Below are 17,001 nucleotides of genomic sequence, written 5' to 3'. Positions count from 1 at the left end.
AGGCGCTGCTGCTGGTGGTCGGGCTGGTGGGCGCGGCCCTGCTCTACGGCGACGGCGCGATCACGCCGGCGATCTCGGTGCTGTCGGCGATCGAGGGGCTGAAGATCGACGCGCCGGCGCTCGGGCCGTACGTGGTGCCGATCACCCTGGTGATCCTGGTCGGGCTGTTCCTGGTCCAGCACAAGGGCGTGGCCGCCATCGGCCGGGTGTTCGGGCCCGTCATGCTGGTCTGGTTCGTCGTCCTGGTCCTGCTCGCGATCCCCAGCATCCTGCGCACGCCGGAGATCCTCGGAGCGGCCAACCCCTGGCGGGCGGTGGACTTCCTGGTCCATGCGGGCTGGCACGTCAGCTTCCTGATGCTGGGCGCGGCCTTCCTGGCGGTGACCGGCGGCGAGGCGATGTACGCCGATCTCGGCCATTTCGGCGCCCCGGCGATCCGGATCGCGTGGTTCGGCCTCGTCCTGCCGGCGCTGCTGATTCACTATTGCGGCCAGGGCGCGCTGATCATCGCCGACCCGAGCGCGATCGAGAACCCGTTCTACCGGCTCGCGCCGGACTGGGCGCATTACCCGCTGGTGGCGCTCGCCACGATGGCGACCGTCATCGCCTCGCAGGCGGTGATCTCGGGCGTCTACTCGCTGACGCAGCAATCGATCCAGCTCGGCTTCATGCCGATGATGCGGGTCGTGCACACCGATCAGGACGAGCGCGGCCAGATCTACGTGCCGGCGGTGAACTGGCTGCTCGCCGCCGCGACCCTGACCGCCGTGGTGGTGTTCGGCTCCTCCGACGCCCTGGCCGGCGCTTACGGCATCGCGGTCTCGGCGCTGATGGGGATCACCACCCTGCTCGCCGCGCTGATCGCATTGCGCTGGGGCTACAACCCGGTCCTGGTCCTCGCGGTCAACGGCTTCTTCCTGGCCATCGACGCCGTGTTCTTCGCCGCCAACAGCGTGAAGCTGTTCGAGGGCGGCTGGTTTCCGCTGCTGCTCGCCGGCGCGGTCGCGTTCCTGATGCTGACCTGGATGAAGGGCAACCACGTCCTCGAAACGGTCCGCCAGACCATGCGCATGTCCGAGGCCGCCTTCCTGTCCAGCCTCAGTTCGCACCCGCCGGTGACGCTGCCCGGCACCGCGGCTTTCCTGACCGCCGCCACCGAGGGCATCCCGATGGCGCTCGGCCGCCTGCTGGAGCGCAGCCGCTGCCTGCACGAGCGGATCCTGCTGATCACCGTGATCTACGAGGAGGAGCCGGTGATCCCGGCGAGCGAGCGGGCGCAGGTCACGCTGGTCGCGCAGGGCATCCGCAAGGCGATCTCCAAGTACACGCCCGGCATGGAGCGCGTCGTCCTCCGCTACGGCTTCATGCAGACCGCCTCGATCCCCGAGGGCCTGCAATGCGCGGTGGCGAGCGGGCTGCTGCCGCCGGAATACCTGGAGGACATGACCTACTTCGTCGGCCACGAGGTGGTGATCCCGTCGCCGACCCACCCGGGCATGGCGCCCTGGCGGGAGGGCCTGTTCGCCTTCATGAAGCGGAACGCGGAACGCACCGGTGCCCATTTCGGCCTGCCGACGCGGCAGATCGTAGAGGTTGGGACCGAGATCGAGATCTGACAGGCCGTGGCGCGCTGGGGCAGTGCCTGAGGCGTGCATCGGGAGCGGGGGCTGGCCGCCTTCCGCATTGAAAACGGCCCCGTTCGCCAGCATATCGCCACCGCAATTTCCCCCACAGCGGAGGCATCACCCGTGAGCGAGACGATCGAGCGGCACGAGTTCGGGGCGGAGGTGGGTCGCCTCCTCGACCTCGTCGTGCACGCGCTCTACTCCGACCGCGAGATCTTCCTGCGCGAACTCGTCGCCAACGCCGCCGACGCCATGGACCGGCGGCGGTTCGAGGCGCTGACCTCGGCGGCGAGCGCCCTGCCGCCGGACGCCAAGGTCCGGATCGCGCCCGACAAGGAGGCGCGGACCCTGACCGTGTCGGATGCCGGCATCGGCATGACCAAGGAGGATCTCGCCACCAACCTCGGCACCATCGCGCGCTCCGGCACGCGCGCCTTCTCGCAGACGCTCGAATCCGCCAAGGCCGAGGACCGGCCGAGCCTGATCGGCCAGTTCGGCGTCGGCTTCTACTCGGCCTTCATGGTCGCCGACCGGGTGACCGTCACGTCGCGCCGCGCCGGCAGCGACGAGGCCTGGACCTGGGCCTCGGAGGGGCAGGGCAGCTACACGCTGGAGCCGGCGACGCGCGGCGAGCCCGGCACCGACATCGTGCTGCACCTCAAGGCGGATGCCGACGAGTACCTCGAGCCCTACCGCCTCGACCATCTCGTGCGGAAATGGGCCGACTTCATCACCGTGCCGATCGCCGTCGTGCGCGACGGCAAGGACGAATCGGCCAACCAGGGAACCGCGCTCTGGCGCAAGGCGAAGTCCGAGGTCACCGAGGAGCAGTACGAGGAATTCTACCACTCCATCGGCATGAACTTCGACAAGCCGTGGGCGACGCTCCACTGGCGCGCCGAGGGCCAGCTCGAATTCTCCGCCCTGCTCTTCATCCCCGGCTCGAAGCCGTTCCAGGCCCTCGAGAACGAGCGGCAGAGCAAGGTCCGGCTGCATGTCCGGCGGATGTTCATCACCGACGAGGCCGAGCTGCTGCCGCCGTGGCTGCGCTTCGTCCAGGGCGTGGTCGACACCGAGGACCTGCCGCTGAACGTCTCCCGCGAGATGCTGCAGTCGACCCCGGCCCTCGCCCGGATCCGCCGCGCGGTCACCGGGCGCGTGGTCTCCGAACTCACGACCCGCGCCAAGGACGCGGAGGGCTACCAGTCCTTCTGGGAGAATTTCGGCCCCGTCCTCAAGGAGGGGATCTACGAGGATTTCGAGCGCCGGGGCGAGATCGCGCCGCTCCTGCGCTTCCGCTCCTCGGCCGTCGAGGGCTGGACCTCGCTGCCCGACTACGTGTCCCGCATGAAGGACGGCCAGGAGGCGATCTACTACCTCGTCGCCGACGATGCCGAGGCGCTCAAGTCGTCGCCGCAGCTGGAGGGCTTCCGGGCCCGCGGCCTCGAGGTGCTGCTCCTCTCCGACCACGTCGACGCGTTCTGGCCCGATCAGCTCGGCACCTTCGACGAGAAGCCGCTCCGCTCGATCACCAAGGGCGGCCTCGACCTGTCGAAGTTCGCGCCGGAGGGCGGGCAGCCGGAGGCGCCGGAGGGCATCGACGCCTTCGTCGCCGCCGTGAAGGCCGCCCTCGGCGCCGAGGTCTCGGACGTGCGCACCACCGACCGGCTCGTCGACTCGGCGGTCGTCCTCTCGGCCGGCACCGGCGGACCCGACCTGCAGATGCAGCGGCTCATGCGCCGGGCCGGGCGTGCCGGTGCCGGGCAGCCGGTCCTGGAGATCAACCCGCGCCACCCGCTGATTCGGGCGCTGTCCGCGGCGCCCGAATCGGAGGTGCCGCAGGCTGCCGGGACGCTCCTCGACCTCGCCCGGATCCAGGACGGCGACAGCCCCCGCGACCCGGCCGCCTTCGCCCGCACGGTGGCGGCGGCTCTCGCGGCCGCGCGCGGCGCGTAGGACTACGGAGACCCGCGCCGCGCGCTGCCGTGAGGTCGCGCGCGGCGTGTGTCTCCACACACATCCGCTCGGGATGATTGCGGGTTCGGTTGATCATTCGGAAATGGTCGAGCCATAACTTCGCCACCGGTCGGGATCATTGCCCGGCCGAAGGCGCGGGCGCGGTGGGGGCCGCAGGCGTCTGAGCCGAACCCTCTCGCGCGCCTCGAGCGCGCCTCACGGACGCTGCATGAACCCGGTCGAGGCTGAAGCCGGCAACGGACAGGCGGTCGCGGCGGCGCGGACCCGGGCCCACGCCCGGGCGTACCGCCACAGCGGACGCGTGCGCACCATGCGCCGGCTGATCCCGGTGGTCGCCGGCGGCGCGGTGGCGCTGCTGCTGGGCTATCTGTTCAACCCCTTCGCGGCGCAGCTGCCGGGCGTCTCGGTCGGCCCGGTGACGCTGGCCGGCTCCAAGGTCCGCATGGAGAACCCGCGGCTCGCGGGCTTCCGTCAGGGCACGCGCGGCTACGAGGTGACGGCCGACGCCGCCCTCCAGGACGTGCGCAAGCCGAGCCAGATCGAGCTGCAGCAGATGCGCGGCCACATCGCCACCGACGACCAGGGCGGCATCGCCCGCCTCTCGGCGACGTCGGGCCTGTTCGACACCGCCCGCGAGGCGCTCGACCTGAAGGACGACATCCGCATCTGGACCGACAAGGGCGAGGAGGCGCGCCTGCGCTCCGCCGCCGTCGCATTCAAGACCGGCTCCATCAGCTCGCAGGAACCCGTCACGGTCTCGAGCCCGCGGGCCACCGTGAAGGCCGACACGCTCGACGTCGTCGAGAACGGCAAGCGGATCTCCTTCGTGGGGAACGTCCACGTGGTCATCGTGAGCGACGATCCGGGGGAGAAGCCGCAGGCCCGCCTCCTGACCTCGGATGCCGAAGCCGCGGACGGTGCCCGATGAGCGCCGCCCGCACCCTCTGGGTTGCCCTGGCAACCGGACTGGTCCTCGCAGGCCCGGCGCTGGCCGAGAAGCCGGCCCGCAAGGACTCGCCCTTCGGCAATATCGGCGGCGGCGGCAAGGACCCGATCAAGATCGACGCCGACCGGCTCGACGTATTCGACCGCGAGAACAAGGCGGTCTTCGCCGGCAACGTCGTGGCCGTGCAGGGCGACAGCACCATCCGCTGCTCGACCATGACGGTGACCTACAAGCGCGGCAAGGACGCGCCCGGCAAGGGCGCGAAAAGCGACGCCAAGGGTGAGGCGAAGGACGAGGGTGCCGACGCGGCCCCGCGCAACCCCGCCGAGAACGGGATCCAGAAGGTCGACTGCGCCGGGCCGGTGACGGTGGTGCAGAAGGATCAGGTCGCCACCGGCGATCACGCGGTGTTCGACCAGGATGCCAAGCGGATCGTGCTGACCGGCAACGTCGTCCTGAGCCAGTGCCAGAACGTCACCCGCGGCCAGCGCCTCGTCTACGACATGAACACCGGGCGCGCGAACATGGACCCGGTGGCGGGCGGCCGAGTCTCGGCCCTGTTCGTGCCCGGCGAGAAGTCCGACGCCAAGGACGGCAAGGCGAAGGGCTGCACGCAGCCGCCGCCCAGGCCGAAGGCGCAGGTCGATTGAGCGGCGCCGTGGCGTTCCAGGCGGGCCCGCAGGAGCCGGCCCGGACGGGCTGGCTCGGCCGCCTGTTCGGCCGGCGCGCGCCCCGGCCCGAGGCCGCCGACGGCTGGTCGGCGGCGGAGGAGGGCGGCCTCGGCATCCTCAGCGTGCGCGGGCTGCGCAAGAGCTACGGTGCCCGCACGGTCGTGCACGAGGCGGGGCTGACGGTCCGCACCGGCGAGGCCGTGGGGCTGCTCGGGCCGAACGGCGCCGGCAAGACCACGATCTTCTACATGATCACCGGGCTGGTGGCGGCCGATCGCGGCCACATCACCCTGGACGGACTGCCCATCACGCACCTGCCCATGTACCAGCGGGCCCGGCTCGGGATCGGCTACCTGCCGCAGGAGGCCTCGATCTTCCGCGGGCTCACCGTGGAGGACAACATCCGCGCGGTGCTGGAAGTGGTCGAGCCGGATCGCAAGACGCGCGCCCGCAAGCTCGACTCGCTGCTGGAGGAGTTCGACATCGCGCGCCTGCGCAAGTCGCCCTCGATCGCGCTCTCCGGCGGCGAGCGGCGGCGCTGCGAGATCGCCCGCGCGCTCGCCTCGTCGCCGACTTTCATGCTGCTGGACGAGCCTTTCGCGGGCATCGACCCGATCGCGGTCGGCGACATCCAGGACCTGGTGAAGCACCTGAAGCAGCGCGGCATCGGCGTGCTGATCACCGACCACAATGTCCGCGAGACGCTGGGCCTGATCGACCGCGCCTACATCGCCCATTCCGGCCGCATCCTGACGGAGGGCACGCCCGAGGAGATCGTGGCGAACCCGGACGCGCGGCGGCTGTATCTCGGCGAGGATTTCCGGCTCTAGGGCCGTTGCCGAACGGGTTGGGCGACGGGCGAGCGCTCACCCCTTCCAGTTCTTCAAAGCCGCGAACGGGCTGTCCGAGCCGGCCGGCTTCTCCGGGTTCAGCACCGGCTCCACCTGGGCGATCGCGTCCGCCATCGAGAAGGCCGAGCCGCTCTGGAGCCGGCCGCCCGCCGCGTCGCGGTGGCCGCCGCCGCGGAACAGGCGGGCGCCGTCGAGGGCCGTGCCGTCGTTGGACCGGAACGACAGCGTGCCCATCCGCTGGACGTTGACCACGCGCTTGGCGCGGCCCGCGTCCATGATCAGGTCGGAGACCCGCTGGAAGGTGCCCGAATCGAGGGCGAAGGACAGGAGCGTGCCGTCCTTCAGCGGGCGGAACAGGGAATCCGAGCGGGCGAGCGCCCGGGCGAGCCGCATGCGCGTCGTCAGCGCCGGATCGTCGTCCGGCGCGTCGCGCAGCAGGGTGTCGACGACGCCGGCCCGGATCGCCGAGGCGCGGCGCTCCAGTTCGGCCGGGCTCGCACCGTCCCGGAGGGCCGCGGCGGCCGCGAGCAGGATCTCGGACACGAACCGGTCGTGCCAGGGATGTCCGACCGGCACGTAGCTCGACACGGCCTCCCAGAACAGCTCGTCCAGGGCGAGGCCGCCCCGGAAGGCCGGGCTCTCCTTGCGCCAGAGGTCGAGGGCATCGACCGCGGTCAGCAGGCTCGACAGGTCGGTCGCGGGCTCGTGCGCGGCGAACAGGGCTCGGTGCTCGAAGGTCATCCGCGTGGCGCAGATGTCGTCCTCGATCAGCACGGCGATCTCGGGGTCGCCCAGGTCGATCCGGTGGAGCGCCGGCCGCTCGGCGTCGGGCGCCGCCTCGAGGCCCAGGCGCCGCATCTGGTCGAGGGACGAGGCGTGGTGGTCGAGGACCACGAGGCGGTGCTTCTGACCGTCCGCGCGGCGCCGGTTCATCGCGGCGAACTTCTTCAGCCCCGCGATCGTCTGCTCCTCCAGGCCGAGGTCGGTCATCAGCAGCACCTCGCGCTCCGCCGCGCGGCCGAGGCGCTTGATCTCGTCCTCGAAGACCGGGCCGACATCGCTGTAGCGGGGCACGTGGACGACGCGCTCGACCGTGGCGCAGGCGGCGGCGACCGTCGAGGCGCCGTAGCCGTCGAGGTCGTGGTGGGTGATCTGGATCAGGCGCAACTGGCGGACTCGAAGGGTGACGGAGCGGCCCGTCTACGACGCCCGGCGCCGCGAGGCGAGGGGCGGGGGCCCTTCCGTCCGGCGGCGTTCGGTGCAGAATGCACTTCGGCCGCCACGAGTCGCGAAGGACCGGCCGGCCGCGGAGACCCCCAAGGGGCCCGTCATACCGGGAGGACACGATGGCCCTGGCCGCAACGCCGCGCGTGCGCCGCATCCAGACGATCTCGCTCGCCCTGCTCGTGACGGCGGGCGTCGTCAACTACGTCGACCGGGCCACCCTGGCGGTGGCCAACCCGCTGATCCGCGAGGATCTCGGCCTCTCGATCCCCGACATGGGCCTGCTGCTCTCGGCCTTCCTCTGGGCCTACGCCTTCGCGCAGCTGCCCGCCGGCGCGCTCGCCGACCGGCTCGGCCCGCGCCTGACGCTGACGCTCGGCCTGACCTGCTGGTCGTTCGGCCAGATGCTCGGCGGCGCGGTGACGTCGTTCTGGCAGTTCGTGAGCGCGCGGATCGTGCTCGGGGTCGGCGAGGCGCCGCATTTCCCGACCTGCGCCCGGGTCTCCCGCGACTGGTTCAACATCCGCCAGCGCGGCACCGCCACGGGGATCTGGAACTGCGCCTCCTCGCTCGGCACCTTCCTCGCCCTGCCGCTGCTCACCTTCCTCATGGTGAGCTTCGGCTGGCGGGCGATGTTCGTCATCATGGGCGCGGCCGGCCTCGCGCTCGCCGCGGTCGTCTACCTCGTGTTCCGCAACCCGCGGGAGACCGACCTGACGCCGGCGGAGCGGGCCTTCCTGGAGGAGGGCGATGCCCCGAACGCCAGCCGCGCGGTCACCTGGGGCGCGTGGCGGCGGCTCTTCGGGTTCCGCACCAGCTGGGGGATGATCGTCGGCTATTTCGGCTGCATCTACATGACGTGGCTCTACACCGCGTGGCTGCCGAGCTACCTCGAGATCGAGCGGCACTTCACCCTGCAGAAGACCGGCCTCGTCGGCTCGATCCCCTTCGCGTTCGGCGTGCTGGGCGGGATCCTGGGCGGCCGCGTCGTCGATGTCCTCGTCCGCCGCGGCGTCGACCCGATCCGCAGCCGCAAGATCCCGATGGTCGGCTCCCTGGTGGCGACCGCCGCCTTCACGGTGGTGGCGGCCCTGACGCCGAGCGACACCCTCGCGATCGCCTGCATCTCGGCCTCGCTGTTCCTGGTCTACATGAGCTCGTCCTCGGCCTGGGCGATGGCCTCCGTGGCGGCGCCGGCCAGCTGCACGGCGTCGCTCGGCGCCATGCAGAATTTCGGTGGCTACATCGGCGGCGCCCTGGCGCCGACCGTGACCGGCTTCATCGTCGGCGGCACGGGCCACTTCTCCGTGGCCTTCATCACCGGCGCCGCGATCGCCCTGGTGGCGGCCCTGGGCTACTGGACGCTGATCCAGGATCCCATCGCCGACGAGGGGCCTGAGAGCCCGATCGTCGGCGCGCTCGGGGCCGCGCGCTAGGCGGGCCGATCGCGCCCTCTCGCGTCACCCCCGCAGGTTCGGCGCGGCCAGGATCAGGTCGCGCAGATGCGTGCGGGCCGTGAAGCTCCGGCGCATCAGGTCGACGAAGGTGGCGGCCGGCCCGTCCCAGTCGTGGCGCGCCGCGTGGGCCCGCGCGGCGTTCGCGTCGAAGGGCAGCCGCCCCTCGATCGCCGCCGCCATCAGCTCGGCGAGCCGCTCGACCCGGTCGGGTGCGTCCGGGTCGAAGTAGCTCGCCGCGCTGCCGCCGGCTTCCGGGATGGCCGTCAGGCTCGAGGCGATGACGGGGGTTCCCCGGGCGAGGCTGTCGAGCACCGGGATGCCCCAGCCCTCGCCGCGGCTCGGGAAGACCAGGGCGGCCGCCCGGGCGTAGAGGTCGGACAGGCCCCGGTCGTCGATGCCGGCGATGTGCACCGCGTCCGGCGTCCGGGCGAGGCGGTCGAGGGTCTCGGGCCGCTCGCCGTCGCCCTTGCCGACCACGATCAGCCGGGCCGCGCCCGCCGGGAGCCGCGCGAAGGCGTCGAGGACGAGGCCGAGATTCTTCCGCGGCTCCAGCCGGCCGACCATCAGCAGGTAGGGGCGCCCGTCGGCGAGCGGCGTCCGCTCCGTGACCGCCTGCGGCGGCGTGGAGCCGCAGCGCACCTCGGCGATGCGCTCCCGCGCGATGCCGTAGACGGTGGCGATGGAGTCCCGGCTGTAGTCGGAGATGGTCAGGACCAGCTTGGCGCGCCGCGCCGAGAGCCGGGTCAGGATCTTGTTCCGCCAGCGCATCGACCAGGGGAAGAACTCGGGATGCGTCTCGAACAGGATGTCGTGAACCACCACCACCTGCCGGTCGCCCGGCACCAGCGGCGGGGCGATGTAGGTGGTCAGGAGCGTGTCGAGCCGGTCGCGCAGGAACAGCCACGGCCAGACCAGGGTCAGCCGCACGGTCGCGGGCACGCGCGGCAGCCGTCGGTGCTCGATGTTGTCGCCCGAGACGATGCGGGCGCAGGCCTCCGGGTCGCCGGAATAGACCACGTAGGTGGCGTCCGGGTGGCGGGCGGCGGCCCGCCCGATGATGTTCACGAGCCAGGTCCGGCTGCCCTGCGGCTTGCCGGTGAGCACGTGCGCGTCGATGCCGATGCGAAGCATGTTACGGGCTCCTGTAGGCGCCGAAGGTCGGGGCCTCGCCGGGGGCGTAGGCCCGGCCGGCGATGTCGCGGGTGGCGCCGACCGGGATGCCGGCGCGGGCCGGGGGCGCCGTCAGGGCGAGCCCGCCGGCCATGGGGTTCGCGGGGTCGCGGAAGGCGGGCGTGCCGGTGAGGTCGGGACCCTGGGCGTTGAGCGGCAGGCTCGCCCCGTCGCCGGTGGCCTGCGTGCCCCAGCGGTAGAGCGGGGCGCCGACGGCGCTGCCGAGGAAGTTCGGCCCGATCGCGTTGTTGTTGTCGGTGGTGGTCGCCTCGACCACGATCGCGGCCACGTTCGGCCGGGTCGCGTAGGCGATGTTGTTGAGCACCCGGTTGCTCGACGTGCGGTCGACCCGCTGGGTGTAGTCGGAGGCGAGCACGATCTCGCCGCGATAGACGTGTTTGCCGCCGGAATCGCGCATGTTGCCGGTGGTCGTGTTGTTGACCACCGTGTTGGAGCCGGCGTCGAACAGGTTGATCCCGGCCCCGTCATTGTCGGCCGCGACGTTGAAGGCGACGACGTTGCCGTCGCACCACTGGTCGATCTGGATGCCGTTGCCGTCCTGGCCGGTGGTCTCCTTCTGGCCGGTGACGATGTTGTACCGGATGATGTTGCGGTCGCCGGCGTCCTGGGCGGCATCCTTGGCGTAGACGTGGATGCCCGAGGTGCCCGACATGCCCACGCCGTTGCCCGAGACGCGGTTGCCCTCCACGACGTAGCCGGAGCCGTTGATCTCCATCCCGTGGATGCCGTTGCCGGTCACGGTGTTGTCGAGGATGTAGCTCGGATCCTCCGCGGGCGCGTTGATCACGTCGACGGCCACGCCGTGGGTCTGGTTGTCGGCGAGCGTGTTGCCGGTGATGCGGTGACCCGCCCCCGCCCCGTCGCCGATCCAGATCCCCAGGCCGGAGCGGGACACGGTCGAGCCCGCGACCGTGACGTGGCGCGATCCCCGCCGGATGATGAAGCCGGAATTCGCCGCGCCCTGCACGGTCAGGCCCGTGACCGTGACGTAGGCGGCGTTCTCGAACACCACCGAGTTGGAGAGGCGCGGCTGCGTGCCGGGTTCGGCCGCCACCGTCACGGGCGCCGCCGCGGTCCCGCGGGACCCGACGAACACCACGTCGCCGTAGCTGCCGCCCCGGACCAGCACGCTCGAGCCGGGACCGAGCGCCGCGAAGGGCACGTCGGCGAGCCGCGCCACCGTGGTGTAGCCGGGTTTGGTGCCGCCGGCGGGGTCGACCAGGATGCTCTGCTGCACCTGCGCGTCGGCCGGCCCGCAGGCGGACAGGACCGGCAGGACCAGCGTCGACAGGGCGCCGCCGAGGACCGTGCTGGATCGCCTCATGCCGCGAGCGCCCGGGCGATGGCGAGGCGCTTGCGCCGCTGGAACAGCCGGCGCCACACGCTGCGACCGGCCTCGGGGCTGATCCGCGTCAGCGCGCGGGCCGCCATCTGCCAGCCGGGCAGCAGGGCCTGCGGCATCGCCAGGTCGGCGACCCGGTGCCGCGCCGCCGCGCCGAGCGGCGGCGGCCCGACCAGGCCGAGCCGGCCGAGATCGGCCACGAGGTCTGGGCGCTTGCGATACCACAGCACCAGCGCCGCACCCTCGCGCTCGGCGATCCGCAGGTAGGCCGCCTCGTCCAGGAGGTGGTGGTGGTAGCCCAGCGCCTCGGGCGCGTAGAACAGGCGCATCCCGCGCCGGGCCAGCCGCTCCCCGAGCTCGATGTCCTCGTGCCAGAACAGTTTCGGGTCGAAGCCGCCGGCCGCTTCCAGGAATTGCCGGTCGACGCTGACGTTGCAGGTCAGGAACGCGTCCCAGCCGACCTCGTCGCGGCCCGCAAGGGCGTCGTAGGACGCGTCGTGGTGCAGCGCCGAGAACGGCGAGAACGGCAGGGCGGGATCGATGGTCATCCGGCCGAGGATCGCGGTCTCCCGTCCGCCGCGCCGGGCGTGGGCGAGCCGGTGCGCCTCGACGAGGCTCGGCACCGGGATGGTGTCGTCGTTGACGATCAGGAGGCGATCGCCCCGGGCCGCCGCGATGGCGCGGTTGCGGGCGGCGTTCGCCCCGGCATTCTCCTGGCGCAGGTGCACCACCGGGACCCGCGCGGTGGCGACCGCGCGGCTGACGACCGTCCCGGTGTGGTCGGTCGAGCCGTCGTCGCAGACTGCGATCTCGAAGGGCGCCTCCGTCTCCTGCCGGTCGAAGGCCCGCAGGCACAGCCGCAGCGTGTCGGCGCGGTTGTAGGTCGGGATGATGACCGAGAGCACGGGTCGATCGCTCATGACGAGGCTTCCGGGAGCGGGAGGGGGAGGGGATCGGTCGGGGCACGGCGCAGGCACAGCCACCCCGCGAAGGCGCTCGCGAGCACCGCGACGGCGGGCACCGCCACGGGCGCCAGGGCGGCGGGACCGGCCCCCCAGGCGAGAGCGGTGAGGAGGGCGGGCGCGGCGAGGGTCGGCATGTCGGCCAGGGCGAGGGGCGGCCCGATCTCCCGCCAGAAGGCGTGGGCCAGGACGAGGAGCATCGCGGCCTCGGCGAGCAGCGCCGCGAGGCCCGCGCCGAGGAGCGGATTCCAGGGGATCAGCAGCGCGCAGACGATGAGGTTGGTAGCGCAGGCTGCAGCGCTCCCGCGCACCGCGAAGCCGGTCCGCCCCAGGGGGACGAGGCCCGCGAACAGGATCGTGGCGGCGATCAGCAGGACGCTCATCGCGGTGGCGACGCGCAGCACCGGGACGGCGCCGCCGAAATCCGGGCCGAAGGCGAGGCGTACCAGGGACTCCGCCAGGGCGCAGGCCGCCACCGCGCCGGCGCAGGACGCGGCGAGGATCGGGATCAGCGCGCCGCGGACCCGCGCGCGCAGGGCGGTCGTGCCGGCGCGCGACCGTCCGTCGACCAGGGGCCCGACGGCGCGCCCGAAGACCGGCACCAGCGGCGCGCACAGGGTGATCGCCACCGCGGCGCCCAGCTCGAAGAACCGGAACCCGGCCGTGAACTGGCCGAGCTCGGCCGCACCCGCGAAGGCGGCCAGCATCATCAGGCTGATCCGGCCGTTGAGCGAGCCGAGGGCGTTCGAGACGCCTACCCCCGCCGCGGCACGGATCGTCGCGAGCGCGTGCGGCAGCGATGCGGGACGGGCGGGCACGAGGCGCAGCGCCAGCGCCAGCCCGACCGCGCCGTACGCGATGCCGGCGGCCACCGCCACGAGGCTGAGCGCCGCCTCCGGAAGCTGCCACCACAGCGCGAGTGCCGTCCCGCCGATCAGCAAGGCGGCGTTGGCGAGCGACGGCCAGACGGACCAGGCCGGCCGCCCGCAGACCTGGAACAGGGCGTCGAGGAAGCGGGCGGCCGCGAGCGGCATCAGCGCGGCGGCGAGCGCCAGCGCGGGCCGGATCGCGTCCGGCAGCACCGGCAGGACGCAGAGCAGTACCGCACCCGTGCCGAGGCCGAGGACGAGGCGCGCCGACAGCATCCGGCCGAACTCGGCCGCGCGCATCTCCGGCCCGAGCGCGCCGATCCGCGCCCCGAACGTCAGCGTGGTGCCGAAATCCGCCGCGATCAGCGCCACTGCGAGGATCGCCAGGGCGAGGCCGTAGCGGCCCAGCGCCGCCGGGCCGGCGAAGTGGCCGACCATCACGAAGGCCGCGAAGCCCGCCGCGAGATAGACGGCGCGTCCCGCCGCCTGCCCGAGCAGGTTCGCGCCGTAGCGCAACCCGCCGGCGCGCCTCCGTCCCGACAATCGGTTTACCAAGCGAAGCATCTCTCGGTGAAGCCTGACTGAAAACTGCGACCTACGATTGCATCGTGGCAGGCTGCGTATGGCTTGCAACCGCAGTCTCAATTTATGGTTGCAGAGTTATCGCGTTTGCAAAACCGGAGGACTGCGTATGGGCGAGACCGCCGCTGGGCCGGAGCTGTGTCTCTCGCGCGGAACGGACGCCGAGCCGGGGCGGCGCCCGAGGTGGGGGGAGGTGCGGACTGCCCTGGCCGCCGACCGGGCTCACTGGCGCCGGCGCGGGGGCGGGCCGGCGATCCTCCGCCGGGGCTATCACGCGGTCTGGCTCTATCGCCTGTCCCGCTACGCCCACGAGCGCGGGTGGCGGATGGCGGCGTGGCTTCTGTGGCTGGTGAACGGCTGGTGGACGGGCGCCGACATCCCGCCCTCCAGCCGCATCGCCGGCGGCCTGTTCCTGCCGCAGCCCTACGGGACGGTCATCGCCGGCGCCGTGGGCCGCGACGCCGCCTTCGGGATCCAGGCCTCCATCGGCGGCCTGCTGAAGGAGCCGGATCAGGATATCGGCGGCGGTCCCGGCCTGCCGGTGCTGGGCGACGACGTCGTTCTGGAGGCCGGCGCGATCGTGCTCGGCGCCGTCGCGATCGGTGACCGGGCCCGGATCGGCCCGCGGACGACCATCCTCAAGGCCGTCCGGGCCGACGAGGAAGTCATGCCGCAGCCCTGGCGACCGCTCCCCGGCCGGGGCGTCGCGGCGTGAGCGGCGCGATGACGGATCACGTGACCCTGTCGGGGCTGCGGCGCCTCCTGGCGGCCGACTTCGCCCGCGTCCTGCACCAGACCACGGGCGGCAAGCCGACCTCCCGGCTGCGCCGCCTGATGCACCTCACCCTGCCGGCCATGCAGGTGGCGATCCTCCACAGGACCGCCCACCTGCTCCACGGCCGGGGCTGGCGCCGCTGCGCCGCCCTGGTGGCCGACCTGTCCCTGCGGCTGACCGGCGCCTGCCTGCATCCGGGTTCGCGCGTGGGACCCGGGCTGTTCGTACCCCACCCGGCCCGGGTCGCCTTCTGCGGGACCGGAGGCGCCGACCTCACGCTCCTGCCGGGTACCCTGGTCGGGCCGCGGGACTGGGTCTTCCCGAACCAGCCGTTCCCCGCCGACGGCCCCAGCCTCGGTGACCGCGCGGTGGTCGGCGCGCACGCCGCCGTGCAGGGGGCGGTCGCCATCGGCGCGGGCGCGACGGTCGGCATCGGGGTCTGCAGCCTCCGGGACGTCCCGGCCGGCACCGTGACGATGCTGGCCCAGCGGCAGGTGCGCAGCGGGGGGCTGGGCCCGGAGGCCGGCCATGGCCGCTAGGACCGGCCGCGCGCCGCCGGTGCCTGCCTCACGCGGGCCCGCGCTCCCGGCGGACGGCCCGCGGTGCCGGCCGGCCCGCCCGCTCGGGCGCGAGCTGGCGGCGCAGGACGCGCTCGTAGGCGTCGAAGATGCCGCGCCACGTGAACGCCTCGGCGTGGCGGCGACGGGACGCCTCGCCCATTGCGGCGAGACGGCGCGGCCCGGCCCGCACCAGGCCCAGGATGCCCTGCCGCAGCTCGGTCTCGTCGCCGAAGTACAGCGCCTGCGGCCCCGCCACCCAGCGGTTGAACGGGTTGTCGTGGGCGAGGATCGGCGAGCCCGCCCCCAGCGCCTCGACCAGCGACGGGTTGGTCCCGCCCACGGTGTGGCCGTGGATGTGGAAGCGGGCGTGGAAGCGGAGAGCGCCCACGCGCTCGGCCTCGTAGATCGCGCCGGCGAAGATCACGTCCGGCCCCCCCGCCGCCCGGACGGTGCGGTGGTACGGGTCGGAATCCGCGAGCTTGCCCAGCACGAGCAGCGGCAGGCCCGGCCGGACCTCGCTCCAGGCCCGGACGATCTGGAGGACGAGATTCTCAGGCACCACCCGGGCGATCAGCAGGCCGTAATCGCGCGGGCGCAGACCGAATTGGGCCAGCGGCTCGGTCGAGGCTTCCAGCACCGGGTCGGCACCGTACGCGATGGTGGTGATCCGGGCGGCCGACGTCCCGCGGGCGAGGTGCCGGGCGATCTCCGGGTGGTCCGCCACGAGGTGGGTCGAGAACAGGCTGCCGAGCCGCTCGTTCAGCCAGAACCAGGCCTTGGCGGGCCTCGACCAGCGGTCGCGCTTCCACTCGATGCCGTCCATGTTCATGACGCTGCGCTTGGCCGTCAGCCTGTAGAGCAGCGAGAACACGGCGGTGTTGTAGCCGAGCACGAGGGGCAGGGCCGGCCGGAACGCCGCCCGCAGGGTGCATTTCAGGTCGAACACGATCGTCGAGACGGCGCCGTCGCCCCGGACCGCGACCGGGATCAGCGTGATCCCGCGCCAGACCGTCGGCGGCGCCGGCTCGCGCACCTGACAGTAGACCTCGACCCGCCAGCCGCGCGCCACGAGCTCCAGCGCGAGGCGCTCCGCCAGCGTCTCGAACCCCCCGTGCGCCGCCGGCACCCCGCGGGTGCCGAGGATCGCCACCGCCGGGCGCCCGCCCGAGCCCCCGGATTTCACATGCGCCGTCGGCGCGGCACGTTCAGAGGAGCCTGAGGCATGGTCACGGTCGAACAGCGTCTGTTCCGGGAGATGGGCGCCGGGGGCTATTCCCGGCACGACCACCGGATGGAGTACATCGTGCGCGTCAACGCGCTGCTGCGCCCGGACATGCGGGTGATGGAGTTCGGCGCGGGGCGCGGCAAGTGGAGCGATGATCCGGTCCCACTGCGGCGGCACCTCGGCGACTTCCGGGGGCGCTGCGCCCAGGTCGTCGCCTGCGACGTCGACGAGGCGGTCCTCGGCAACCGGTCGGCCGACGAGGTCCGGCTGATCGGTCACGACGGGGTGCTGCCATTTCCGGACGGGAGCTTCGACCTGATCTCGGCCTTCTCGGTCCTCGAGCATATCGAGCATCCCGAGGTCACCGCGGCGGAGCTCGGCCGGGTGCTCGCCCCGGGCGGCTGGCTCTGCGCCTGGACGCCGAACCGCTGGGGCTATGTCGGGATCGGGGCGCGGCTCGTGCCGAAGCGGCTGCACGCGCGGGTGCTGCGCCTCGTCGAGCCGCGGCGGGTCGAGATCGACTCGTTCGTGCCGCTCTACACGATGAACACGGAGGCGGCGCGGAAGCGGCTTTTCCCAACTGACCGGTTCGAGCACTTCACCTACAGTTTCGACGGGCAGCCGTTCTATCATGGCGAGAACATCGTCCTGGGCAAGTTCTGGGAGCTGCTGTTCCGGCTCACGCCGGGTCCCTTCAAGGGCTACCACATGGTGTTCATCCGCAAGCGCCCGTGACGGTTCTTC

General features: G+C 72.6%; 15 protein-coding genes. 9 read left to right on the top strand and 6 right to left on the bottom strand.

Going from position 1 to position 17,001, the window contains the following annotated elements:
- From ACLBXO_RS19275 to lptB, 5 genes are all read left to right on the top strand, one after another.
- Positions 1–1,616: potassium transporter Kup (locus tag ACLBXO_RS19275; protein ID WP_447686355.1), on the top strand; the 1,616-nt coding region annotated here is incomplete at its 5' end.
- A 132-nt stretch (positions 1,617–1,748) separates the two neighbouring features.
- A complete protein-coding gene (htpG, locus tag ACLBXO_RS19270; RefSeq protein ID WP_447686354.1) occupies positions 1,749–3,581 on the top strand; it encodes a molecular chaperone HtpG in 1,833 nt (610 codons plus the stop codon).
- A gap of 229 nt (positions 3,582–3,810) precedes the next feature.
- A complete protein-coding gene (gene lptC / locus ACLBXO_RS19265; RefSeq protein WP_331312796.1) occupies positions 3,811–4,530 on the top strand; it encodes an LPS export ABC transporter periplasmic protein LptC in 720 nt (239 codons plus the stop codon).
- Complete coding sequence (locus ACLBXO_RS19260) at positions 4,527–5,198, top strand: LptA/OstA family protein (RefSeq protein WP_447686353.1); 672 nt, start codon at positions 4,527–4,529, stop codon at positions 5,196–5,198. The genes lptC and ACLBXO_RS19260 overlap by 4 nt, the downstream gene beginning before the upstream one ends.
- Positions 5,199–5,206: 8 nt before the next feature.
- On the top strand, positions 5,207–6,049 hold the full coding sequence (gene lptB / locus ACLBXO_RS19255) for an LPS export ABC transporter ATP-binding protein (RefSeq protein WP_419539296.1): 843 nt from the start codon (positions 5,207–5,209) through the stop codon (positions 6,047–6,049).
- Between the two features lie 36 nt (positions 6,050–6,085).
- Here lptB and ACLBXO_RS19250 read toward each other — a convergent pair whose 3' ends face one another.
- Complete coding sequence (locus tag ACLBXO_RS19250) at positions 6,086–7,237, bottom strand: dimethylmenaquinone methyltransferase (RefSeq protein ID WP_447686352.1); 1,152 nt, start codon at positions 7,235–7,237, stop codon at positions 6,086–6,088.
- Positions 7,238–7,416: 179 nt separating this feature from the next.
- On the opposite strand from ACLBXO_RS19250, the gene ACLBXO_RS19245 reads away from it, so the two are divergent.
- Positions 7,417–8,730 carry an MFS transporter gene (locus tag ACLBXO_RS19245; protein WP_447686351.1) on the top strand — a complete coding sequence of 438 codons (1,314 nt, stop codon included), beginning with the start codon at positions 7,417–7,419 and terminating at the stop codon, positions 8,728–8,730.
- Between the two features lie 24 nt (positions 8,731–8,754).
- Here ACLBXO_RS19245 and ACLBXO_RS19240 read toward each other — a convergent pair whose 3' ends face one another.
- From ACLBXO_RS19240 to ACLBXO_RS19225, 4 genes are read right to left on the bottom strand one after another with little or no spacing between them, the layout of a single operon-like run.
- Complete coding sequence (locus ACLBXO_RS19240) at positions 8,755–9,882, bottom strand: glycosyltransferase family 4 protein (RefSeq protein WP_447686350.1); 1,128 nt, start codon at positions 9,880–9,882, stop codon at positions 8,755–8,757.
- A 1-nt stretch (position 9,883) separates the two neighbouring features.
- Positions 9,884–11,266 carry a right-handed parallel beta-helix repeat-containing protein gene (locus tag ACLBXO_RS19235; protein WP_447686349.1) on the bottom strand — a complete coding sequence of 461 codons (1,383 nt, stop codon included), beginning with the start codon at positions 11,264–11,266 and terminating at the stop codon, positions 9,884–9,886.
- Positions 11,263–12,204 (bottom strand): glycosyltransferase family 2 protein, encoded by a 942-nt coding sequence (locus ACLBXO_RS19230; RefSeq protein WP_447686348.1) that lies wholly within the window; start codon positions 12,202–12,204, stop codon positions 11,263–11,265. Before ACLBXO_RS19230 ends, ACLBXO_RS19235 begins: the two co-directional genes overlap by 4 nt.
- A complete protein-coding gene (locus ACLBXO_RS19225) occupies positions 12,201–13,631 on the bottom strand; it encodes a lipopolysaccharide biosynthesis protein (protein WP_447686347.1) in 1,431 nt (476 codons plus the stop codon). The genes ACLBXO_RS19230 and ACLBXO_RS19225 overlap by 4 nt, the downstream gene beginning before the upstream one ends.
- Before the next feature lie 259 nt (positions 13,632–13,890).
- On the opposite strand from ACLBXO_RS19225, the gene ACLBXO_RS19220 reads away from it, so the two are divergent.
- Together ACLBXO_RS19220 and ACLBXO_RS19215 are read left to right on the top strand one after the other, a co-directional pair.
- Positions 13,891–14,412, top strand: coding sequence for a serine acetyltransferase (locus ACLBXO_RS19220; RefSeq protein WP_447686346.1), 522 nt, complete (start codon positions 13,891–13,893; stop codon positions 14,410–14,412).
- Positions 14,413–14,420: 8 nt separating this feature from the next.
- A complete protein-coding gene (locus tag ACLBXO_RS19215; protein ID WP_331312787.1) occupies positions 14,421–15,011 on the top strand; it encodes a serine acetyltransferase in 591 nt (196 codons plus the stop codon).
- Positions 15,012–15,039: 28 nt separating this feature from the next.
- Here ACLBXO_RS19215 and ACLBXO_RS19210 read toward each other — a convergent pair whose 3' ends face one another.
- Entirely contained in the window at positions 15,040–16,215 is a 1,176-nt protein-coding gene (locus tag ACLBXO_RS19210) for a DUF1972 domain-containing protein (RefSeq protein WP_447686345.1), read from the bottom strand.
- 39 nt (positions 16,216–16,254) lie between these two features.
- Between ACLBXO_RS19210 and ACLBXO_RS19205 the strand changes: the two genes are divergently transcribed.
- Positions 16,255–16,992 carry a class I SAM-dependent methyltransferase gene (locus ACLBXO_RS19205; RefSeq protein ID WP_331312785.1) on the top strand — a complete coding sequence of 246 codons (738 nt, stop codon included), beginning with the start codon at positions 16,255–16,257 and terminating at the stop codon, positions 16,990–16,992.
- Positions 16,993–17,001: the final 9 nt, after the last annotated feature.

The organism is Methylobacterium sp. C33D (genome assembly GCF_053345825.1).
The sequence above is the reverse complement of the archived record's forward strand: the minus strand, read 5'-3'. Positions and strand labels throughout refer to the sequence as shown.

Bases quoted from the DNA above. Each gene is read 5' to 3' on its own strand.
- lptC (WP_331312796.1), top strand. From the start codon at position 3,811: ATGAACCCGGTCGAGGCTGAAGCCGGCAACGGACAGGCGGTCGCGGCG.
- ACLBXO_RS19260 (WP_447686353.1), top strand. From the start codon at position 4,527: ATGAGCGCCGCCCGCACCCTCTGGGTTGCCCTGGCAACCGGACTGGTC.
- ACLBXO_RS19245 (WP_447686351.1), top strand. From the start codon at position 7,417: ATGGCCCTGGCCGCAACGCCGCGCGTGCGCCGCATCCAGACGATCTCG.
- ACLBXO_RS19240 (WP_447686350.1), bottom strand. From the start codon at position 9,882: ATGCTTCGCATCGGCATCGACGCGCACGTGCTCACCGGCAAGCCGCAG.
- ACLBXO_RS19235 (WP_447686349.1), bottom strand. From the start codon at position 11,266: ATGAGGCGATCCAGCACGGTCCTCGGCGGCGCCCTGTCGACGCTGGTC.
- ACLBXO_RS19230 (WP_447686348.1), bottom strand. From the start codon at position 12,204: ATGAGCGATCGACCCGTGCTCTCGGTCATCATCCCGACCTACAACCGC.
- ACLBXO_RS19215 (WP_331312787.1), top strand. From the start codon at position 14,421: ATGACGGATCACGTGACCCTGTCGGGGCTGCGGCGCCTCCTGGCGGCC.
- ACLBXO_RS19205 (WP_331312785.1), top strand. From the start codon at position 16,255: ATGGTCACGGTCGAACAGCGTCTGTTCCGGGAGATGGGCGCCGGGGGC.